Origin of the sequence: Sulfitobacter sp. AS92, assembly GCF_038900015.1 — a bacterium.
GTDB lineage: Bacteria > Pseudomonadota > Alphaproteobacteria > Rhodobacterales > Rhodobacteraceae > Sulfitobacter.
Genome location: NZ_JBBMQL010000009.1, coordinates 32583 through 54086, shown reverse-complemented (window position 1 = coordinate 54086; position 21504 = coordinate 32583). Strand labels below are relative to the sequence as shown.

The window sequence follows — 21504 nt, the reverse complement described above, 5'->3', positions numbered from 1 at the left end:
TCTAGCTTGAGTTTCGAGCATCCGAGAAAGAGGTGATTGGGGCAAGATGGTGGAAATACGTACCGATGATTGCTTTCGCGATGGGCAGTTCGCTGAACTGGCGTTCGTGCATGCGCCCATCGGTTTGGTGGTCACGGAAAACCGGGTTATCCGCGAATGCAACATCGCTTTTGCGCAGATGTTCGGCTATGAGTGCGCGGCCCTGCGTGACCAATGGTTTTCCGTGCTTTATCCCTCCGATGAAGAATTCGTAAACATCCGCGACCGGGGTGTGGTGCAACTGCGCGAGACCAACACCTATTGGGATGAGCGCATCATGGCGCGCCGCGATGGTAGCCTGTTCTGGTGCCGGGTGCGCGGGCACTCCTTTACCCCGGAAAGCCCGCTTGAGCGCGCAGTCTGGAGCTTTGCCGACCTGTCGGGCGAGCGGCCCTATCTGCCGCTAACCCGCCGCGAACGTGAGATATTAAGCCATTTGGCTGAGGGGCTGACCAGCAAGGAAATTGCCATCAAGCTCGATATTTCGCATCGCACAGTGGAGGTCTATCGCGCCAAATTGCTTAAGAAATTTGGCGTAAATAATACCTCGGGCCTGTTTCATTCACTGGGCGGTATCGACAGTGACCATGTGGTATCCAACAGCCAAAGATAAGCGGTCTTGAACTTTACGCGGTATCGCCTTGTTCATCGCGCTTCTCAGGCTTTTCTGTGGCCTCGATCATCGCATCCGCTTGAGCATAAAGGCTGCGGATTTCCATCAAATCTGCTTTCGTCGGGGCCTTGTTGGGTGTCGAGGTCTCATCAGTCATATTTGACATGGAGTATTGGCTATTTTTCACTGTACTAATCCGCATTTAACCCGAAAGTTCACGGGTAATTCCGTGACTACAGGTTACGTTACAGACCTCCAATTTTTACGCCAATTGGGCAAATCCCCTGATGAATCAGGGTTATCCCTAATAGCCTGAAGCAAGATGCTGAAATTGCGAAAGTTATTTTCACGCGTTTGTTTCGCATGGCGGTACATAAAATGTAGTTTAACCCGCCCTATCAGGGGCTATCAGGGTTTTCCCCAATAGACAGGGCGGCAGAAAAGTTCTCTTTTTCAAGAGAAAGTAGAGGTGCTGCATGAGCTTTATCGCGGCGTTCACATTGGTTGCGCTGTGCGGAATAGTTTTCACTTGCGTGATGATCGCCAAGCAAACAGGCGATCCGGTCAATCGCTTCAGCGTGTTTGGCGCGGTTGTAGTCTTGCTCTTATACATCGGAGTAACGCTGGCTTTGGTGGCCGACCAGCGCGGGCTCTTCTACCGCGATCCGGTTGAACTTGTCTTAGCGACTGCGGCGTTTGCGTTGTTGATTGCGCAGGTCTGGCGGGTCTTGCGCAACCACCGCAAGTTGAATGGCGTAAACGATGGCGACGCGGCCCGTAGAAACCTGCCTGATCTGCTGAACGATCTCCCTGTCCAAGCGGCCTTTCTCACACCAGATATGACATACGCTTTCGTCAACGATGCCTATAGCGCGTCCTTTGGGAAGCCAGCGAGTGAAATAGAGGGACAGCATCTATCCCAAATCATTCCGCCGAACCTTTTAGCCGAGGTGACGGCCAATGTTGAAAAGGCATTGGCCGGACGGCAGGTGACATGGCATTTCGATTTTTCCCGCCCAGTGCTGGCGCGCAACCAAGGATCGGCTATTTATCAGCCCCTGTCGGACCGGGGTCAGGTGGTGGGCGTCTTGGTTATGGTGATGGACCGCTCTGCCGTGCAGGACGCGGTCTATAATGCTGAGATCAGCGCGACAAAACACGCGCTCGCGGCCGAGGTAGCAGGCGTAGGCTATTTGGAATGGGATCAGGACGGTGCGCTGGTCGATGTCTCCCATGAGGTGGAGGCACTGCTAGGCCGTGATGCGCAAAGCCTGCGTGAGATGTGGCAACAGGGGCAGAGCTTCGTCGAGCCACGCAGCCGCGCCACCATTCGCAACAATCTGCATATGGCGGGGAGCCGTCCGCGCGATGTGATTGAGAATGTAAAGTTTCTCGCCGCCAATGGCCGTCAGATCGAGGCCCGTTCGTGCATCCGCCGTTTGGACCGGGGGCGAGACGTGCATCTTTTGGCGGCGATCCAAGATGTCACAGATCAGCAGCACGTTCTGGACGATCTGGTGAAAAGCGAAACCCGCTTCCGCGATTTCACCGAAAGCGCGACCGACTGGGTCTGGGAGATGGACGTAGACCGGCGGTTTACCTTTTTGTCAGGCGGGGGGCGGCAGACCGATGCGGAAACCCCGATCTTTGAGCTGGGTAAAACGCTTGCGCAGGCCGATATCGCACAAGGCGAGGGTGATTACGACGTGTTGCAGCAGCGGTTGGCCCGGCAAACCCCCTTTCGCGATTTGCGATTGGTATTTCCGTCGACCGACGGGCGAGAGCGGTTGATCGACATGTCTGGTAAGCCCTTTTTCGACAGCAACGCGGAATTGGCAGGTTATCGTGGCACCTGTTTTGACATGACAGAGATCGTCATGGCCGAGACCGAGCGTAAAAGCGCGCTCGAAGCCTTGGCGCTGGCTTTTGAAAATATCTCAACGATGGTCGCGCTTTTCGACAGCAACGATCGTCTGGTCTACTGCAACGAAAAATATCGCGCGACCTATGCCGGTATGGGCGACGACATCATTGGCCGACATTTCGATGAGCTGCTGGTGCATTTCACCCGCTCTGACAAATTTGCCATGACTTCCGAAGGTAAAGTTCGCTGGAGCGAGCAGCGCCGCGACCGCCGAAACACACCGGCCAAGTTCTTCCGCGCCCGGTCTGCCAGTGGGCGCTGGATTGAGGTGACAGATTATCCCGTGCCTGCTGGGGGGCTTTTGACGATTGCTGCTGACATCACCGAAAAGGTTGAACGCGAAGAGCGGCTGCACCGACATGAAACAGCGCTTCAATTGCTTAACCGCCGCGAAACCTTGGGCCAGATGACCGCTGCAATCGCCCATGAACTGAACCAACCTCTAGCGGCTATTCACAACTTTGCTGCAGGCTGTGTGCTGCGTGCCCAAAACGACCAGCTTGAGAGAGAGGACATGATCGCCGTGCTCAATAATATGCAAAGCCAATCAGAACGTGCCAGTGCCATCCTACGGTCGATGTCGAACTACCTGCACAACGATGATGCGGACCGAAACGCCGTGCGTTTTGATGACATCCTTCGCTCCGTGCAGCTGCTGATCCAGCCCGAAAGCTCTGCCTCAGGCGTCAGTGTTGTAATGGATGATCGATGCGATGGCGTCGAACTTCATTGCGCCCGAATTGAGATTGAGCAACTGCTGATCAACCTGATAAAAAATGCCATTGATGCCAGCCGTGACGCGCAGCGTGCCTATGCCGAAGTCTCTGTTTCCGCACACTGCTCGGAGGGGGAGATCGTGATCGACGTGACCGACGATGGGCGTGGCTTTGCCCCGGATATGCCTGCAGAAACGGCTTTTAGCGCTTTCCGATCAACCAAAGAGAAGGGTCTTGGCGTGGGGCTGGCAATTTGCGAAACCATTGTGCTGTCGCATGGGGGGACAATTGCAGTGAGTAAATCTGATGAGCAAGGGGCCTGCCTGACGGTACGTCTTCCGTTGGAGGTGCAAGAGTAGAATGACTGAAGATAGGATCGTTTACGTCGTCGATGACGATGCCGCCGTGCGGGACTCTCTGGTGTGGTTGCTCGGCTCGGTCGGGTTGCGTGCCATTTCCTTCGCATCGGCGGCTGAATTTCTTGAGGGATACAGCGATACCGGTATTTCTTGTCTTGTCAGCGACGTGCGCATGCCAGGAATGAGCGGTTTGGAATTGCAAAAAGCGCTAAATACACGCGGCATCGAGATACCGTTCATCTTGATGACGGCCTTCGGCGATGTGTCGACAGCCGTCAAAGCGATGAAGGCGGGTGCGGTGGATTTCATCGAGAAACCCTTCAATAACCAAAACATGCTCGATCTTATAAACACTGCGCTTCAGACCGACGCGGCGCGTCGCAAGAACATTGAAGCCGAAGTTGAGAATGCGGAGTTGCTGGCGCGGCTTACTCCGCAAGAGCACCGGGTGTTCGAGCGTGTCGCGGCAGGGCTGTCCAACCGTGAGATTGGCAGCGAGATGGATATCTCGGTCAAAACGGTCGAGGTGCATCGCGCAAGGGTAATGCGCAAGCTTGAGGCCAATTCGGTAGCGGAATTGGTGCGGTTTCACCTTCACAGCGCGACGCCATCACAATTCGAAGTAGGTTAGCAGCCCAAAAAACCCCGGTAGCACGGAGGCTACCGGGGCAAAACACCCAGCCCCGGCGAGGGGGAAGGGCTGGGGGCTTCCCGGCGGCATGAGGATCGCCAGGAAGGCATGGGTCACACTGGCTTGGGTTCCAGCGCGCCCACGGTCACGTCGAGGGTCTGTTCTGCACCTTTGCGCAGCACGACAACCTCTGCCGCAGTCTCAGGCGTGGTGGTGGCCACGGCACGGGTCAGGTCGCGCAGATCGTCAACCTCGATGCCGCCGAAGGACAGAATGATATCGCCCTTCTTGAGGCCCGCTTTGGCGGCGGGGCTGTCTTCGCTGATGGCCTCAATCACCGCACCGCGGGGTTCTTCATAGCCCAGCACATTGGCGACCTCGGGGCTCATCGGGCGGATTTGAACGCCCAGCCAGCCGCGCTCAACCGTGCCGTCATCGGCCAAATCCGCGACGATGGTTTGCACCAGATCAGACGGCACCGAAAAACCGATCCCGACCGAGCCACCGCCCGGAGATAGGATCGCGGTGTTCACGCCCACGACCTCACCCTCGTTGTTAAAAAGCGGCCCGCCCGAGTTGCCCCGGTTGATCGCCGCATCGGTTTGGATGAAGTCATCGAAAGGCCCGGCCTGAATGTCACGCGACAGGGCCGACACGATGCCAGATGTCACAGTCCCGCCGAGACCAAAGGGGTTGCCCACGGCCACGACCTCATCGCCAACACGCAGTGCTTTAGAGGTGCCAAATGCGACAGTGGGCAGGTCCACGTCTGCCTTTACCTTGAGCACAGCGATATCCGTCATCGCATCACTGCCAACGACTTCGGCGTTAAAGCTGCGGCCATCGGCCAGTTTCACGGTCACTGTTTGAGCCCCAGCGACGACGTGGTGATTGGTGACGATGGTGCCATCCTCTGAGATAATGAAGCCTGATCCAAGCCCTTGGCGTGGGGTGGCGGTGGTGCCGTTCTGGTCGGGCAACATCTGCTCGAACCGCCGCCGTAACTCTTCAGGCATGCCGGGGGGAAGCTGCTGTTGGATTTGCGTGTTCTCTTGGCTGGCGGTCACTTCGATAAAGACCACGGCGGGGGAGACGGCCTCGACAAGGTCGGCATAGCCGCCCGCGGGAACGGCCAACGCCGCTGACGGCGCAAGCGCCAGCATCGGGGTCGCAGCGACGGCGGCGCTCAGCGCAAGGGCGGCGGCGCGGGGGGCCTTGGAAAGGGTCTTGTTCATAAGATGCTCCTTGCTGTGCATTCGGTGTTTCTGAAACCCTATCTGAGGGCTGCGTTTTACAGCGTCGTCGCAGGCGCTATACAAATCTGTGAGAATGCAGGCAGCGGGATGCGTGAGCAGCGGATTTGCCCTACCTCTTGGTGGACCCTAGATTGAGACTTCAATGAAACTGCTTGTTGTCGAAGACGATACCACCACCAGCACCTATATCGCGCGCGGCCTGCGCGAAGAGGGGCATGGCGTGGATGTGGTGGCCGATGGCCGCGACGGTTTGGTGCAGGCCACCACCGGGCAATATGACGTGCTGATCCTTGACCGGATGTTGCCTGAGGTGGACGGGCTGACGCTGCTAAAAACCCTGCGCGGTGCGGGCAATGCCACGCCGGTGTTGCTGCTCACGGCGATGGGCGCGGTAGAAGACCGGATCGACGGGCTGAACGCCGGAGCGGATGACTATCTGGTCAAACCCTTTGCTTTTGGCGAGCTGTCGGCGCGGGTGAATGCGCTGGCCCGGCGTCCGCAGGCGCTAGAGCAGGAAACGACCCTCCGCGCTGGCGATCTGACGATGGACCTGATCAGCCGTCGGGTGACCCGCGCGGGCCAAGAGATCGACCTACTGCCCCGCGAATTTGCTTTGCTAGAACATCTGCTCCGCCGGAAAGGCCGGGTGCAAACGCGGACCATGCTGCTTGAGGCGGTCTGGGACATCTCTTTTGATCCGATGACCAATGTGGTCGAAACCCATATCAGCCGCCTGCGCGCCAAGGTTGACCGGCCCTTTGGCGTCGAGTTGATTCAAACCGTGCGCGGCGCGGGCTATAGGATTGACGCGTGAAGGCGCGGCTTGCGGGGCTTTGGCGCTCTATGCCGCTGAGGCTGGCGCTTCTGTTGGTGCTGCTTTTCACCATCGTCAGCCTGTTGAGCCTCGCCGCCAGCTATGCCGTCACTCAACGGTCCTTTGAGCAGGCAATCCGCGCTGACCTTGCGCAAGACATGGCCGGGTTTCGCGCTGCCCCCGGCGCCTCGGCCCTCGCGCGGCTGGTTGAGGCGGAATCGCGCGAGACCGATCCCAATCGATTAATCATCAGCTACATCGGCCCCAATGGCCGCATCTATGGCAACGGGGCCATCGCGCGGGACAATGAGGGCTATCACATCGTTTCAATCGGCGCGGCGCGGGCGCAGTATGACGGGGTCTACCTAACCCTCACCGACACGCTTTACGGAGGGCTTTTGACCATCGCGCGCAGCCGGGCCGAGATCACCGCCCTGCGCGAGGTTTTCGTGAATATCCTGCTCGTCAGCCTGCTGCCCACGGTGTTGATCGCGCTTTCGGGCGGGTTGATCCTTGCCCTACGCTCAAAACGGCATGTTGAGGTGATCCGCGCCACGCTGGACCGGCTCACCGCGGGCGAGTTGGCAGCAAGGGTGTCGCCGGGGCCGCGTTGGTCGGATGACCTGCTGCGAATCGGTGAGGCGGTGAACCAAATGGCCCGGGCGCAGGAAACTTCCGTCGCAGCACTGCGGCAGGTCTCGCTTGATATCGCGCATGACCTGAAAACCCCGATCCAGCGCGTTTCGGTGCATCTGGACGATCTCGACCGGGCCGAGGCCACGGGCGAAGATCGCGCCGAGCCGCTGGCCTGCGCCCGTGCCGAGCTGGACGGCATCGCCGCGATCTTTCAATCGTTGCTGCAACTCGCGCAGGTGGAGCAGGGCGACGCCCGCGCCCATTTCACCCCTGTCGATCTGACTGCGTTGTGCCGAACCATGATTGAGCTTTATGAGCCCGCGGCGGGAGAACAAGGCAAACGCCTGATCTGCACCCTGCCGGAGACGCCTGCCCATGTTACAGGCGACCGTGCATTGCTGGGACAGATGATCGCCAACCTGATTGAGAATGCGCTGCGCCATTCTGGCAGTGCCGAAGCGGTGGCCGTGTCGCTAAAACAGGCGGCGGGTAAGGTCAAACTCAGCGTCGCAGATGGCGGCCCCGGCATTCCGGCGGCGGATCGCGACAAAGTGTTGCAGCGGCTCTACCGCCTTGATCGCAGCCGGGGCACGCCCGGTCACGGGTTGGGGTTGGCGCTGGTCGATGGGGTCGTGAAACTGCATGGGGCAAGGCTGGAACTCATCGACAACGCGCCGGGGCTGCACGTGGTGGTGACATTCGACAGTTAGGACAAATGCAAATGGCTGCGGCAATTTAGCCTGTGCCTCTCTCGCCCCCCGGTCCTATATAGGTCAGGAAACAACACGCGAGGGCTTCTCATGCTCGACGGTTACACCGCCGAAATCCTAGCGCGGGTGCAGTTTGCATTCACGATTTCGTTTCACATTATCTTCCCGGCTTTCTCAATCGGGTTGGCAAGTTTTCTGGCCGTGCTGAACGCGCTGTGGCTGTGGAAGCGGGATGAGACCTATCTGAACCTCTTCAACTACTGGAAGAAGATCTTCGCCGTGGCCTTTGGCATGGGGGTCGTCTCGGGCATTGTGATGTCCTACCAGATTGGCACCAACTGGTCGGTGTTTTCTGACAAGGCCGGGCCGGTCGTCGGGCCATTGATGGCTTATGAGGTGCTCTCGGCCTTCTTCCTTGAGGCAGGGTTTCTGGGCATCATGTTGTTTGGCCGCAAACGGGTTGGCGACGGACTGCATATGTTCGCCACGGCGCTTGTGGCGCTCGGCACGCTAGCCTCAGCCACATGGATCCTGTCGGTGAACTCGTGGATGCAGACGCCCGCGGGCTTTGGGATAAATGACCTTGGCCAGTTTGTCCCCGAAGATTGGTGGGCGATCGTCTTTAACCCCTCTTTCCCTTACCGCTTGGTGCATATGGTGCTGGCCGCCTATCTGACCACGGCGCTGGTCGTGGGCGCGGTTGGCGGAATGCATCTGCTGCGCGATCAGGCAAACGCCGCTGCGCGCAAGATGTTCTCCATGGCGATGTGGATGTTGGTGCTGGTAACGCCGCTGCAAATCTTTGCGGGCGACCTGCATGGCCTGAATACGCTTGAGCATCAGCCGGCCAAGGTGATGGCGATGGAGGGGCATTACGACAGCCACCCTGACGGCGCGCCGCTGATCCTGTTCGGCATCCCGAACCCCGAGGAAAAGCGCATCGATTATGCCATTGAAATCCCCAAACTGTCGTCGTTGATCCTAAAGCATGACCTGAACGCGCCCTTGGACGGATTGGATACGATCCCGGATGAGGATGAACCGCCTGTTGCGATTGTCTTCTGGTCATTCCGCATCATGATCGCGCTTGGCTTTGCGATGCTGGGGCTGGGCCTTTGGGCAGCGCTGGCGCGGCTGCGCGGGCGGCTTTATGATGCGCCGCTGTTGCACCAAATGGCGCTGCTCATGGGGCCGACGGGCTTCATAGCTGTTCTGGCGGGGTGGATTACGACCGAAGTGGGGCGGCAACCCTTCACCGTCTACGGGATGCTGCGTACCTCAGACAGCCTCGCGCCGGTGGCGGCCCCCGCGGTGGCGGCTTCGCTGATTGCGTTTATTGTGGTCTATTTCTTCGTCTTCGGGGCGGGCACTTGGTACATTGTTGCGATGATGCGCAAGCCGGTCTTGGATCATGTGTTGGAAGACGAACGCGACGAGGTGCAGGGCGACGGTCCAACCCTCGCGGTGGGCGAAGAGGTGGCCGTCAAAGACAAACCGGGGAAGAATTGAGATGTTGGGATTTGAGCTTTCATTCATCTGGGCCGGAATTATCGCCGGGGCCGTGCTGATCTATGTCATCCTCGACGGCTTCGATCTGGGCGTCGGGCTGCTTTTCCCGATGACCAAGGACGAGGGCGAGCGCAATGTGATGATGAACTCGGTCGCGCCCATATGGGACGGCAACGAGACATGGCTTGTGCTGGGCGGTGGCGGGTTGTTTGCCGTCTTTCCGCTGGCTTATGCGGTGGTGATGCCCGCGCTTTACATGCCGATCATCCTGATGCTGCTGGGGCTGATCTTTCGCGGTGTCGCGTTCGAATACCGCTGGCGCACGAAACGTTGGAAGCCCCTGTGGGACATGGCGTTCTTCGGCGGCTCGCTGGTGGCGTCTTTCTGCCAGGGCATTGCCCTTGGTGCGCTGGTGCAGGGTATTGAGATCGAAGGCCGCGCCTATGCGGGCGGGTGGTGGGACTGGCTGACGCCGTTCTCAATATTGACGGGGGTGGCGGTGACGGCTGGCTATGCTTTGCTGGGGGCCACTTGGTTGAATATGAAACTTGAGGGCCGCATTCAGGGTCACATGCGCAGTCTGGCATGGCCGCTGGCGGTTGCGACTTTGGTCTTCATGGCGCTGGTCAGCCTTTGGACACCGTTTAAGGATGGGGTTTATTTTGAGCGCTGGTTCGCTTGGCCCACCGCGCTGTTTAGCGGCGTTGTGCCCCTGCTGGTGGCGCTGGCGGCCTTTGGTATGCTGCGCGGATTGCAACGCAAGGCCGATATCCAACCCTTCCTCTGCGCACAGGCGCTTTTCGTCTTGGGGTTCATCGGCATCGGGATCAGCTTTTATCCGCATATCGTGCCCCCGAGCCTGACCATCGCCGAGGCCGCAGCCCCTGACGAAAGCTTGATGTTTGCGCTCGTCGGAACGTTGGTTCTGCTGCCCTTGATCCTCAGCTACACGGCCTATGCCTATTGGGTGTTCCGCGGCAAGATTGACCCAGAGGAGGGGTATCACTGATGGGGAAATGGCTAAAACGCAGCGGCTGGTTCGTGGCGCTTTGGCTGGCCAGCGTGGCGCTGCTGACGGTGGTGGCCTATGCGATACGATTGGTGATCATGCCCGGCTGACGCAGCGGCGCGGGCGTGGGGTCTTGCCAAGTGCTGCGGCTTCTGGCCTCTTCACGGCCAAAGCAGCACGAAAGGACAGCCCGATGCGCGCCATGCAAGTCACCGCCTATGACGAACCGCTCACCCTGCGGGAACTTGAGATGCCAATGCCGGGGCAGGGCGAGGTGCTGATCCAAGTCGATACCTGCGGGCTGAACTTTGGCGATTTGCTGATCATTAAGGGCACCTATCAGGAAAAGCCGCCGCTGCCGTTCACGCTGGGGATGGAGATGGCGGGAACGATCACCGCCTTGGGCGAAGGGGTTGATCACCTGAAAGTCGGCCAACGCGTGGCAGCCTATACCGGGTTTAACGGGTTGGCCGAATATGCCGCCATTCCAGCAGCAGTCTGCGTGCCGATCCCCGAAGAGATGACCGCCGTGGATGCGGCAGCCTTTCTCATCGCCTATGGCACCAGCCATGTGGCGCTGGACTATAAGGCGCGGCTGCAACCGGGCGAACGGCTACTGGTGCTGGGCGCGTCGGGCGGCATTGGGCTGACGGCGGTGGAGCTGGGCAAGATGATGGGCGCTGAGGTCATCGCCGTGGCGCGCGGAGCCGACAAGCTGGCGGTCTGCAAAGAGGCCGGAGCCGATCATCTGATCAATTCCGAAACCGACGACATCCGCGCCATCGTCAAAGAATTGGGCGGCGCCGATGTGGTCTATGACCCGGTGGGCGGCGACCAATTCAAAGCCGCCATGCGCGCCTGCAACCCTGAAGCGCGGCTTATCCCTCTGGGCTTTGCCAGTGGCGAGGTGCCGCAGATTCCGGCCAATATCCTGCTGGTCAAGAACCTGAGCGTGCTGGGGTTTTACTGGGGCGGCTATGCCAAGATCAAACCCTCGGTGCTCACCGACAGTTTTGCCAAGCTGATCGAGTGGTATGTGGCTGGAAAGCTGAAGCCCCATGTCAGTAACGTCTTGCCGTTGGAGCAGGCCAACGAAGCGCTGGCCCTGCTGCGCGACCGCAAGGCGACGGGCAAGGTGGTGGTGCAGGTCGCGGGCTAGCTAGGCCCGTCGTCCGCCCTGCAAACGCGTCACGCGCAGTGCCTTTTGGCGCTCGCGCAGGTAAACGAAAAGGCCAGAGGCGAGGATCAGCGCTATCCCGACCCAGACCTCCCAGACCGGCAGGTCGCCGAAAATCACGAAGCCCCAGAAAACCGCCAGGGGCAGGCCGATATATTCAAACGGGGCGACGGTGGCGGCATCGCCCAGCCGGTAGGCTTGACTCAGGCAATAGCCGATCAGCGCCACGTTCAGGCCGACGCCGAGGAAGGTGAGGTAATCATCCTGTGCAGGCCAAACCCATGCCCGCAGCAAAAACTCAAGCGATGCACTGCTGTCGCCCGCCACAAAACGGCCATCGCCAGCAACCACGAAAAAGCCAAGCGAAACCACGATAAACACTGCCTGAATATAGACCGACAGAACCGAAGCCTTGGTGCTTACCCCCAGTTTGCGCGTCATCAACTGGTTCAACGCATAGGTCAGCGCCGCTAAAACCGGTAGGAACAGCACCAGTCGTGACGCCTGCAAGGCGTCCCCGCCGGCCCAAGGCCGCTGCATGATGACCACGCCAACAAAGCCGACAACCACCGCACCCATACGCAAAGGACCGACTTTTTCGCCCAGAATAGGGATCGACAGGAGGGTGATAAACAGGGGTGCGGCAAAAAACAGCGCCGTCGCTTCGGCCAAGGGCAGGGCGGCGATGGCCAAAAAGAACGACATATTTGAAATCACGATGAGCAGCCCGCGCAGCAGATGCAGCCCCGGCTGGCGGGTCTTGAGTAGATGAAGCCCGCCTTCGAGTTTGACCAAGACCAGCCCCAGCACGATCCCGATGGCCGAACGGGTAAAAACGATCTGATGCAGCGGATAGCCGTCCGATAGGCGTTTGATCAGCATGTCGTTGACCGAGATCGCAGCCACGCCGAGAAGGATCAGCCCGATCGCCACACCAGCGCGGTTATGAGAAGTAGTTATCATGGCAAAGACCTACCAGCCCGGCGAGAAAGGTCCAGCGCTTTGACATTGGTTTGCACAGAATTACCCGCTAGGCTGGCATGAAACGCCATTGGGAGAGCCAGCAATGCAGATGTCCGACACCCGCCAGATCGCCGCCACTCCGGTCGAGGTCTATGCAGCCCTTCTGGACCCTGAGATGCTGCAAACCTGCGTGCCCGGCGCGCAGGATGTCACAGGCTCGGTCGAAGAGGGCTATGATGCGACAGTGGTGCAAAAGGTCGGCCCGGTGAAGGCGACCTTTAAGGGGCATGTGAAACTCTCTGATTTGGTGCCGAACGAAGCACTGACGATCACCGGCGAGGGCAAGGGCGGTGCTGCCGGTTTCGCCAAGGGCGGCGCGGAAGTGCGGCTGGCCGAAAAGGACGGCGGTACCGAGTTGAGCTATGATGTCGAGGCCAAGGTCGGTGGCAAGCTGGCGCAGCTTGGCAGCCGGATCATCGACGGTTTTGCCAAGAAAATGGCGGATCAGTTCTTCGACAATCTGCAATCTTCGCTCGAAGGCACGCCGGAAGAGGGCGCCAAGCCCGAAACCCCCGGCGAAGACGCCCCCGCCAAAAAGGGCTGGTTCGGACGCGCCAAGACTTGAACGCATCTGTTCACCCAGCCCAAAGCCCGTTAGGTTGCCCGTCTTACCAAAGCGGAGACGACCATGCCGACAATCGTGGATATTCAGAACCTGCGCAAATCCTACGCGGGCGGTTTCGAGGCGCTTAAAGGGGTCAACCTACAGATCGAGAAGGGCGAAATCCTCGCGCTTTTGGGCTCCAACGGGGCGGGCAAAACGACGCTGATTTCGACCATCTGTGGCATCACCACCGCGACCAGCGGCAAGGTGACTGTGGGTGGCCATGACATTAACGATGATTTCCGCGCCGCGCGCTCGATGATTGGGCTGGTCCCCCAAGAGATCAATCTCGAACCCTTTGAGAAGGTCATCAACACCGTACGTTTCTCACGCGGGCTGTTTGGCCGCCCAGCGGATGAGGCGGTGCTGGAGAAAATCCTGCGGCAACTTTCGCTCTGGGACAAGAAAGACAGCCAGATCCGCGCACTTTCGGGTGGGATGAAGCGCCGCGTGCTCATCGCTAAGGCGTTGGCCCATGACCCGCAGGTGCTTTTCCTCGACGAGCCTACTGCCGGTGTCGACGTGGAACTCCGCAAGGACATGTGGGAGATCGTCGCCGGGCTGAAGGCCTCTGGCGTGACGATCATTCTCACCACACACTACATCGAAGAGGCAGAGGCCATTGCGGACCGCATCGGTGTGATCGCCAAGGGTGAATTGCTGCTGATCGAAGAAAAGAACGCACTGATGGCGCGGATGGGCAAAAAGCAACTTGAGGTTCAGCTCTCTGAGCCGATCACCGAAGTGCCGTTGGCGCTGCAATCGCCCGATGTGGAATTGTCGGCAGACGGGCAGTCCTTGATCTACACCTATGACACCAACGCTGAGCGCACGGGCATCACCAAACTGCTGTCGAAAGTTGCCGAGAGCGGTCTGGTGCTGCGCGATGTGGCGACGCGGCAAAGCAGTCTTGAAGATATTTTCGTCGACCTGCTGAAGGAGGATGCGGCATGAATTGGACCGCGATCAAAGCCATCTACGCCTTTGAAATGGCGCGTTTCTTTCGCACCATCACGCAAAGCATCATCTCGCCGGTGCTGTCGACCTCGCTCTACTTCGTTGTCTTCGGCGCGGCCATCGGCAGCCGTATCGAAGAGGTCGAGGGCGTGAGTTATGGCGCCTTCATCGTGCCGGGGCTGATCATGCTGAGCGTCATCACCCAGTCGATTTCCAACGCCTCTTTCGGCATCTATTTCCCGAAATTTATCGGCACGGTTTACGAGCTGCTCTCGGCCCCGATCAACTTTTTCGAGATCGTCATCGGCTATGTCGGGGCAGCAGCCACCAAGGCGCTATTTATCGGCACGATCATATTGATCACGGCGTTTTTCTTTGTCGATATTACCATCCAGCATCCCATCGCGATGGTCGCTTTCCTCGTCCTGACCTGCATCAGCTTTGCGCTCATGGGCTTTATCATCGGCATCTGGGCGGGGAATTTTGAGCAGTTGCAACTGGTGCCGCTTTTGATCGTCACGCCGCTGGTCTTCCTTGGTGGGTCTTTCTACTCGATCTCAATGCTGCCGCCTGTCTGGCAGGTGATCTCGCATTTCAATCCGGTGGTCTATCTGATCTCAGGCTTCCGCTGGGCGTTTTTCGGCTCTGCCGATGTGCCGATCCTGACCAGCCTTGCGGCAATCGCGCTGTTCACGGCGCTTTGCCTCGGCGTGATCTGGTGGATTTTCCGCACCGGCTGGCGTCTGCGGGCCTGAGGGCCGCGAAACTTGGGCGCCCGCCTTGTTTGCACCGGGTGGGCGTTCTACATGGGAGGAATGAGAATTCGGCTCCCCTTCCTTAATTCCCCGCCCAGCGTTTCCGTGATCCGGCTTTCCGGCATGATCGGATCGCAGGGCCGCGCGGTGTTGAACGACGCCTCCATGGGCCCGGTCATCGAAAAGGCCTTTGCCAAGGGCAAGCCTGCCGCTGTCGCGCTGGAGATTAACTCTCCCGGTGGCAGCCCGGTGCAATCGTCGTTGATCGGCGCGCGTATTCGGCGGCTGTCTGAAGAAAAGAATATCCCCGTCATCGCTTTTGTCGAAGATGTCGCCGCCTCGGGCGGCTACTGGCTGGCGGCTGCGGCGGATGAAATTTATGCGGACCCAAGCTCGGTCGTGGGCTCGATCGGGGTGATCTCGGCCTCCTTCGGGGTGCATGAGTTCATCCGCGAACACGGGGTTGAGCGGCGCGTCTATACGGCAGGGCAGAGCAAATCCATGCTCGACCCGTTCCGCCCTGAAAACCCCGAGGATGTCGCCCGGCTGAAAACGTTGTTGGAAGACATCCACGAGAATTTTATCGACCATGTGAAGAGCCGCCGCGCGGGCAAGCTGCCCGAGGGGCAAGACCTCTTCACCGGGGAAATTTGGCTGGCGAAACGCGCCGCCGAACTGGGGTTAATCGACGGAATTGGTCATCTGAAACCGCTGTTGAAAGAGCGCTTTGGCGAGAAGGTCAAACTGCGCCGCTACGGCGTGAAACGCGGGCTGTTCTCGCGCTTTGGCGTACAGATGGTGCAAGACGCGGTGCAGGGCATAGAGGAACGCGCGGCCTATGCGCGGTTTGGTCTCTAGCGCATGGTTTTTAAGGTCGTTCTGCTCTTTCTGGTGGCCATGGGCCTTTTGGCTTGGTTTGGAAAAATGCATTGGCTGGGAGGCAAACGCCTGACCCGGACCAAATGCCGTGACTGCGGACGTTACCGTATTGGCAAGGGCGAATGCGCCTGTAAGGGAGGGCGTTGATGCTGATGCCGTGGCTACTGTCGGGGCTTGGCCTCGTAATCCTGCTGTTCGCGGGGGACGCTTTGGTAAAAGGGGCGGTGAACCTGTCGCTGCGCCTTGGGGTGCCCGCGCTGATCGTCAGTCTGACGATCGTGGCCTTTGGCACTTCTGCGCCTGAATTGCTGATTTCTATCAAGGCGATCTTGGACAATTCGCCGGGGCTGGCGCTTGGGAATGTCGTCGGGTCGAACACGGCTAACATCCTGATGGTATTGGGTATTCCCGCGCTACTAGCGACGATGCACACCTCTGAATGCAGCACGCGCAAGACCTATAACCAGATGATCGCCGCCTCGGTTCTGTTCATCGCTCTGGCCTTCCGCGGCGTGTTTGACTGGATCGCGGGCCTCATCCTGCTCGCTGGTCTGGCCTATATGCTTTATGATGCCTTTGGCGACGCCAAGGATCATCGTCATGCCTGCCGGAGCGGTGCGGCAGAGGATGAGGAGGAGCCCGAGGGTGCTGACCCCAATATGGCGGGATGGCAAATCGCGCTTTTCCTGATCCTAGGGCTGATTGGCCTGCCCTTGGGCGCGAGCCTTCTAGTAGATAACGCCACGATCATCGCGCAGGCTTATGGTGTCAGTGACACGGTGATTGGCCTGACATTGGTGGCCGTGGGCACATCTTTGCCTGAACTCGCGACCACTGTGATGGCCGCGCTGCGCCGTCAGGCGGATGTGGCACTTGGTAACGTCATCGGCTCCAACATGTTTAACCTGCTGGCAATCATCGGCATCGCGAGCCTTGTTGGGCCCATTACTGTTGACGAAGCCTTCTTGCGGATGGACCTGTGGGTGATGCTGGGCGCGTCGCTGCTGCTGATCCCCTTTGTCTATCTGGGTCGGGATATTACTCGACTTTGGGGCGTGGCGCTAACCGCGCTTTACGGGCTCTATATGTTTATCATCCTGATCTGAGGAGGGCGGCAGATGCGGCGGGCATTGGTGACCGGAGCCGGGCAACGTCTGGGCCGCGCCATGGCGCTCTATCTCGGGCAGCGGGGTTTTGACGTGGCGGTGCATTACGCCACCTCGCAAGATGAGGCCGAGGCGACCGCCGCCGAGATTGCCGGCATGGGCTGTCACGCAGTCGCCCTACAGGCAGACCTCTTGGATGATGCCGCGACCGAAGCGCTTTTGCCCCGCGCGGCAGAGGCGCTTGACGGGCCGATCACCTGCCTTGTGAACAACGCCTCAATCTTTGAACATGACGACATCACCAGCGCCAGCCGCGAAAGCTGGGACCGGCATATGGGCAGCAACCTGCGCGCCCCTTTCGTGCTGACCCAGGCGATGGCGGGGCAGGGGCTGGTACCTGAGGCGGACGCCAATGGAGAACCGCGTGCCGCCGGACTGATCGTCAATATGCTCGACCAGCGGGTGCGCAACCTCACGCCAGAGTTCACGACCTATACGATCGCCAAGATGGGGCTTTGGGCCATGACCCGGACCACCGCACAGGCATTGGGACCGGCAATTAGAGTTAATGGTATCGGCCCCGGCCCGACGCTTAAAGGCAGTGCTCAGAGCGCTGAAGACTTTGCAGCGCAGCGCCGCAATACGGTTTTAGCCCGCGGCGCAAATCCTGAGGATATCACAGCGGCTCTCGGCTATTTCATCGATTCGCCGGGGGTGACAGGGCAGTTAATCTGCACCGACGGAGGAGAGCATTTGCAGTGGGATACAAGCCCCAAAAGCCCCCAAAGGTGAACGTCATGCGGGAAGTTTTGCACGTTCTTAATCTGTGTAACGAAAGTGTTACCGAAACCTCTTTGTTTTCAGGGGCTTGTTTCAAGAGAAACAAAAGAATAAGCGAAATCAACAGATTATTGGCGCGCCTAAAAATTAGGCAAATCGGCGAACCATGTTAAAAACAAAGAAAAATCCGAGATGCCCAGAAGTTATCGTCAGACTTATCCACATCTTCGGTGGACATGTTAACGCTTGCTACCATTGCCCTCCTATTGCAGCGAACCACGAGAATCAGCGCCTAATATGACCACGCCCAACGACAGCCCACCGCCACAAGGCCGTAAGGTGATTCAGGCCTATTTGAAGTCGCTCGATTCGTCGCCGGGCGTCTACCGGATGCTCGATGCGGAAAGCCGCGTGCTCTATGTCGGCAAGGCCCGGAACCTGCGCGCGCGGGTGTCGTCTTATGCGCGGCCCACGGGGCATTCTGGCCGCATCTCACGAATGATCGCCAACACCGCTTCGATGATGTTTCTGACCACCAAAACGGAAACCGAGGCGCTGCTGCTTGAGCAGAATCTGATCAAACAGCTTAAGCCCAAGTTCAACGTGCTGCTGCGCGACGACAAGAGCTTTCCCAACATCCTTGTTACCGCCGATCACGACTATCCGCAGATCAAGAAACACCGTGGCGCGAAGAAAGAGAAGGGCAGCTACTATGGCCCCTTCGCCAGCGCTGGCGCGGTGAACCGGACATTGAATCAATTGCAGCGGGTCTTCCTATTGCGGGATTGTTCCAATTCGATGTTCGACAGCCGCACGCGACCTTGCTTGCAGCACCAGATCAAACGCTGCTCAGCGCCCTGTGTGGGTAAGATATCAGCTGAGGACTATCGGCAGACGGTGCGTGATGCGGAGCGGTTTCTCAGCGGGAAGTCGACCGAAATTCAGGGTCGGCTTGCACGGGACATGGCCGAAGCGTCTGAAGCGATGGAGTTCGAACGCGCCGCCGCCCTGCGCGACCGGATCAAGGCACTGACGCAGGTGCAAACGGCGCAGGGCATCAATCCGCAGGGGGTGAATGAGGCCGACATCATCGCGCTGCATATGGAGGGCGGACAGGCCTGTGTGCAGGTCTTCTTCATCCGTGCCAATCAGAACTGGGGCAATCGCGACTACTACCCCCGCGTTGGGGCCGATGTGGATGCCGCCGAGGTGTTGGAGGCCTTCATCGGCCAGTTCTACGACACCCGCGAGCCGCCGCGCCAGTTGATCCTGAGCAACGAGATCGAAAACCCCGATCTGATGGCCGAGGCGCTCAGCGGTAAGATCGGTCGTAAGGTCGAGCTGCTGGTGCCGCAGCGGGGCGAAAAGGCCGAGCTGGTAGACGGCGCGCTGCGCAATGCCCGCGAAAGCCTCGCCCGCAAGATGGCCGAAACAGCGACCCAGACCAAGCTGCTTCAAGGGCTGGTTGAGGCTTTTGATCTCCCTAAGTCGCCTGAACGGATCGAAGTTTACGACAACTCGCACATCCAAGGCACCAATGCTGTGGGCGCGATGATCGTGGCCGGCCCCGAAGGCATGATGAAAAACCAATACCGCAAGTTTAACATCCGCGGCGATGACCTGACCCCCGGTGACGACTTCGGCATGATGAAAGAGGTGCTGCATCGGCGCTTTAAACGGCTCATCAAAGAAGATCCGGACCGCAGCCGGGGCCTTTGGCCCGATCTGCTACTGATAGACGGGGGCGCGGGACAGGTGAGTGCGGTGGCCTCCATCATGGCGCAGCATGGGGTGCAAAACATTCCCATGATCGGCGTCGCCAAAGGCATTGATCGTGACGCGGGCAAGGAAGAGTTCCACCGCGTCGGCAAGCGCGTCATGGCACTGCGGCACAATGATCCGGTACTGTACTTCGTGCAGCGTCTGCGTGACGAGGCGCACCGTTTCGCCATCGGCACCCACCGTGCGAAACGCGCCAAGGGGGTCAGCGCCACGCCGCTTGATGACGTGCCGGGCGTGGGCGCTGCACGCAAACGCGCGCTTTTGGCGCATTTCGGTTCGGCCAAGGCGGTGGGCCGCGCGAACCTCAGCGACCTCAAGGCCGTCGAGGGGGTGTCGGATGCGCTGGCAGAAACGATCTATGGCTATTTTCATGAGAAGGGTTAGGTACGTGCCCGCCGAAGGGCAAACCGCTGGCGCGGTTTCGTCCTTTCAGCCGCCAACGCCGCGCGATAGGGTGACGGTATGAAATGGAATTTGCCTAATATCTTGACCCTGCTCCGGCTGGTCGCGGCCCCCGGTGTGGCGGTCATGTTTCTCTATTTTACGCGGCCCTATGCCGACTGGTTCGCCTTGCTGCTGTTCGTAAGCGCGGCAATCACAGATTGGTTTGACGGCTATCTTGCCCGCGCTTGGGGGCAAGAGACCAAACTGGGTGCAATGCTCGACCCGATTGCGGACAAAGCGATGGTGGTGATCGCATTGATGGTCATCGTTGCCTTCTCAAGCTGGTCGCCTTGGCTGGTACTGCCCGCCACATTGATCCTATTCCGAGAGGTTTTTGTCTCAGGGCTTAGGGAATATCTAGGCGACGTTGCGGGCACGCTGAAAGTGACGCAATTGGCCAAATGGAAGACCACGCTACAGATGATCGCGATTGCCGTGCTGTTTTCCCAAGGGGTGTTCGAGCATTACCTTGGGATGAGCGTTTTCGGCATGGACCAGCAGATGATCGAAGCGATCCTTAATGGCGAGGTCGAAGATACTCTGGGGCTGGGTTGGAAACTCGCCGGGATGGAATGGGCTGGGCTGCTGGGGTTGGTTCTGCTGTGGATCGCGGCGGTGCTGACCGCCATCACCGGCTTTGACTACCTGCGCAAGGCGCTGCCACATCTGAAGGAGCCGATCTAATGGATGTCCTCTATTTTGCATGGGTTCGCGAACGGATCGGCCTGCCGCGTGAGCGGGTGGAAAGCCAAGCCACGACCGTGGCCGAACTGGTCGAAGAATTGCGGGGGCGAGAGGAGCGTTACGAGATGGCGTTCTCAGACCTCTCCGCACTGCGTGTGGCCGTGGATCAGGAGTTGACCGATTTCGACGCGTCGCTCCAAGGCGCGCGCGAAGTGGCCTTTTTCCCACCGATGACCGGGGGCTGACCCATGCGCGTTTTGGTTCAGGAAGCGCCCTTTGATCTGGCCGAGGAAACTGCACGTTTCGCGAAGGGCGAGGGGGGCAGCGGTGCGATTGTGACCTTCACGGGTGTCGTGCGCGACAACGATGCAGGCACGCTGAGCGCGATGGAGATCGAACATTACCCCGGCATGACCGAAAAGGCGCTGCGCGAGATCGCAGAGCAGGCGATGGCGCGGTTTGATCTGCAAGATGCGCTGGTGATCCACCGCTACGGACGGCTGGTGCCGGGTGAGCAGATCATGATGGTCGCCAGCGCCGCGCGGCATCGCCGCAGCGCTTTTGAGGCGGCGGAGTTTCTTATGGATTATCTTAAATCCCGCGCGCCATTCTGGAAGCGCGAGATCACGGCTGAGGGTGAAGCTTGGGTCGCTGCAAAAGACGAAGATGAGGCCGCGCTAAAGCGCTGGTAGCGCCGCGTCTCAGGTAAAACGCCCGCCTTTTTCGATGACTTCAATCTGATAGCCATCGGGGTCCGCCACAAAGAAGAACTTCGCGACAGTCTCTCCGGCAGGGCGGAAATCAACGATGTCACGCGGGGCAGCACCGGCCTTGATCGCGGTTTCACGTGCGGCTTCAAGGTCGTCTACGACAAAGGCGATGTGGCCATAACCGTCGCCAAGGTCATATGGCGTTTCGCGGTCTTTGTTGACGGTCAATTCAAACTCAAACTCACCCGTGGCGTCGCGCAGATAGACCAAGGTGAATTTCTCAAAATCCAAGCGGTCGGCGATCTTTAGGCCGAATACGTCTTGGTAGAATTTGACCGATGCCGCCTCATCAAGGACGCGGATCATAGAATGGGCGAGTTTGGCCAT

23 protein-coding genes are annotated in these 21504 nt (G+C 59.1%); 19 read left to right on the top strand and 4 right to left on the bottom strand.

The window, feature by feature from the left end:
- Positions 1 to 46 precede the first annotated feature (46 nt).
- Positions 47 to 652 (top strand): LuxR C-terminal-related transcriptional regulator, encoded by a 606-nt coding sequence (locus tag WNY61_RS15105; RefSeq protein WP_342852254.1) that lies wholly within the window; start codon positions 47 to 49, stop codon positions 650 to 652.
- A 13-nt stretch (positions 653 to 665) separates the two neighbouring features.
- Here WNY61_RS15105 and WNY61_RS15100 read toward each other — a convergent pair whose 3' ends face one another.
- Positions 666 to 818 (bottom strand): hypothetical protein, encoded by a 153-nt coding sequence (locus WNY61_RS15100; protein ID WP_342852253.1) that lies wholly within the window; start codon positions 816 to 818, stop codon positions 666 to 668.
- Between the two features lie 310 nt (positions 819 to 1128).
- Here WNY61_RS15100 and WNY61_RS15095 point away from each other — a divergent pair, with 310 nt between their 5' ends.
- The gene (locus tag WNY61_RS15095; RefSeq protein ID WP_342852251.1) at positions 1129 to 3651 is read left to right on the top strand and encodes a PAS domain S-box protein; all 2523 of its coding nucleotides are present in this window, start codon (positions 1129 to 1131) and stop codon (positions 3649 to 3651) included.
- 1 nt (position 3652) lies between these two features.
- Complete coding sequence (locus tag WNY61_RS15090) at positions 3653 to 4282, top strand: response regulator (RefSeq protein ID WP_342852250.1); 630 nt, start codon at positions 3653 to 3655, stop codon at positions 4280 to 4282.
- 113 nt (positions 4283 to 4395) lie between these two features.
- On the opposite strand, the gene WNY61_RS15085 is transcribed toward WNY61_RS15090, so the two are convergent.
- Positions 4396 to 5517 carry a Do family serine endopeptidase gene (locus tag WNY61_RS15085; RefSeq protein ID WP_342852249.1) on the bottom strand — a complete coding sequence of 374 codons (1122 nt, stop codon included), beginning with the start codon at positions 5515 to 5517 and terminating at the stop codon, positions 4396 to 4398.
- Between the two features lie 163 nt (positions 5518 to 5680).
- Between WNY61_RS15085 and WNY61_RS15080 the strand changes: the two genes are divergently transcribed.
- From WNY61_RS15080 to WNY61_RS15055, 6 genes are all read left to right on the top strand, one after another.
- A complete protein-coding gene (locus WNY61_RS15080) occupies positions 5681 to 6352 on the top strand; it encodes a response regulator transcription factor (RefSeq protein WP_342852248.1) in 672 nt (223 codons plus the stop codon).
- Positions 6349 to 7698 (top strand): HAMP domain-containing sensor histidine kinase, encoded by a 1350-nt coding sequence (locus tag WNY61_RS15075; RefSeq protein ID WP_342852247.1) that lies wholly within the window; start codon positions 6349 to 6351, stop codon positions 7696 to 7698. Before WNY61_RS15080 ends, WNY61_RS15075 begins: the two co-directional genes overlap by 4 nt.
- A 90-nt stretch (positions 7699 to 7788) precedes the next feature.
- Positions 7789 to 9207 carry a cytochrome ubiquinol oxidase subunit I gene (locus WNY61_RS15070; RefSeq protein ID WP_342852246.1) on the top strand — a complete coding sequence of 473 codons (1419 nt, stop codon included), beginning with the start codon at positions 7789 to 7791 and terminating at the stop codon, positions 9205 to 9207.
- A 1-nt stretch (position 9208) separates the two neighbouring features.
- Positions 9209 to 10216, top strand: a complete 1008-nt coding sequence (gene cydB, locus WNY61_RS15065) for a cytochrome d ubiquinol oxidase subunit II (protein ID WP_342852245.1) — start codon at positions 9209 to 9211, stop codon at positions 10214 to 10216.
- On the top strand, positions 10216 to 10326 hold the full coding sequence (locus tag WNY61_RS15060) for a DUF2474 family protein (protein WP_174859726.1): 111 nt from the start codon (positions 10216 to 10218) through the stop codon (positions 10324 to 10326). Before cydB ends, WNY61_RS15060 begins: the two co-directional genes overlap by 1 nt.
- Positions 10327 to 10409: 83 nt before the next feature.
- Positions 10410 to 11375 (top strand): NADPH:quinone oxidoreductase family protein, encoded by a 966-nt coding sequence (locus tag WNY61_RS15055; protein WP_342852241.1) that lies wholly within the window; start codon positions 10410 to 10412, stop codon positions 11373 to 11375.
- On the opposite strand, the gene WNY61_RS15050 is transcribed toward WNY61_RS15055, so the two are convergent.
- A complete protein-coding gene (locus WNY61_RS15050; RefSeq protein ID WP_342852240.1) occupies positions 11376 to 12356 on the bottom strand; it encodes a DMT family transporter in 981 nt (326 codons plus the stop codon).
- Positions 12357 to 12459: 103 nt separating this feature from the next.
- Here WNY61_RS15050 and WNY61_RS15045 point away from each other — a divergent pair, with 103 nt between their 5' ends.
- The 10 genes from WNY61_RS15045 to WNY61_RS15000 all read left to right on the top strand — a co-directional run bounded on the left by WNY61_RS15045 (position 12460) and on the right by WNY61_RS15000 (position 21099).
- Positions 12460 to 12981 carry a carbon monoxide dehydrogenase subunit G gene (locus WNY61_RS15045; protein ID WP_342852239.1) on the top strand — a complete coding sequence of 174 codons (522 nt, stop codon included), beginning with the start codon at positions 12460 to 12462 and terminating at the stop codon, positions 12979 to 12981.
- Positions 12982 to 13044: 63 nt separating this feature from the next.
- Entirely contained in the window at positions 13045 to 13974 is a 930-nt protein-coding gene (locus WNY61_RS15040; RefSeq protein ID WP_342852237.1) for an ABC transporter ATP-binding protein, read from the top strand.
- Positions 13971 to 14732, top strand: a complete 762-nt coding sequence (locus WNY61_RS15035) for an ABC transporter permease (RefSeq protein ID WP_342852236.1) — start codon at positions 13971 to 13973, stop codon at positions 14730 to 14732. Before WNY61_RS15040 ends, WNY61_RS15035 begins: the two co-directional genes overlap by 4 nt.
- 60 nt (positions 14733 to 14792) lie before the next feature.
- A complete protein-coding gene (locus WNY61_RS15030) occupies positions 14793 to 15590 on the top strand; it encodes a S49 family peptidase (RefSeq protein ID WP_342852234.1) in 798 nt (265 codons plus the stop codon).
- A gap of 167 nt (positions 15591 to 15757) precedes the next feature.
- Positions 15758 to 16717: a calcium/sodium antiporter gene (locus tag WNY61_RS15025; protein ID WP_342852233.1), complete on the top strand. Its 960-nt coding sequence runs from the start codon at positions 15758 to 15760 to the stop codon at positions 16715 to 16717.
- 12 nt (positions 16718 to 16729) lie between these two features.
- On the top strand, positions 16730 to 17509 hold the full coding sequence (locus tag WNY61_RS15020) for an SDR family oxidoreductase (protein ID WP_342852232.1): 780 nt from the start codon (positions 16730 to 16732) through the stop codon (positions 17507 to 17509).
- A 285-nt stretch (positions 17510 to 17794) separates the two neighbouring features.
- Positions 17795 to 19663 carry an excinuclease ABC subunit UvrC gene (gene uvrC / locus WNY61_RS15015; protein ID WP_342852231.1) on the top strand — a complete coding sequence of 623 codons (1869 nt, stop codon included), beginning with the start codon at positions 17795 to 17797 and terminating at the stop codon, positions 19661 to 19663.
- Between the two features lie 78 nt (positions 19664 to 19741).
- Positions 19742 to 20407 (top strand): CDP-diacylglycerol--glycerol-3-phosphate 3-phosphatidyltransferase, encoded by a 666-nt coding sequence (gene pgsA / locus WNY61_RS15010; RefSeq protein ID WP_342852230.1) that lies wholly within the window; start codon positions 19742 to 19744, stop codon positions 20405 to 20407.
- Positions 20407 to 20652 (top strand): molybdopterin converting factor subunit 1, encoded by a 246-nt coding sequence (moaD, locus tag WNY61_RS15005; RefSeq protein WP_342852229.1) that lies wholly within the window; start codon positions 20407 to 20409, stop codon positions 20650 to 20652. The genes pgsA and moaD overlap by 1 nt, the downstream gene beginning before the upstream one ends.
- 3 nt (positions 20653 to 20655) lie before the next feature.
- A complete protein-coding gene (locus WNY61_RS15000; protein WP_342852227.1) occupies positions 20656 to 21099 on the top strand; it encodes a molybdenum cofactor biosynthesis protein MoaE in 444 nt (147 codons plus the stop codon).
- A gap of 9 nt (positions 21100 to 21108) precedes the next feature.
- On the opposite strand, the gene WNY61_RS14995 is transcribed toward WNY61_RS15000, so the two are convergent.
- Positions 21109 to 21504 carry a VOC family protein gene (locus WNY61_RS14995; RefSeq protein WP_342852226.1) on the bottom strand — a complete coding sequence of 132 codons (396 nt, stop codon included), beginning with the start codon at positions 21502 to 21504 and terminating at the stop codon, positions 21109 to 21111.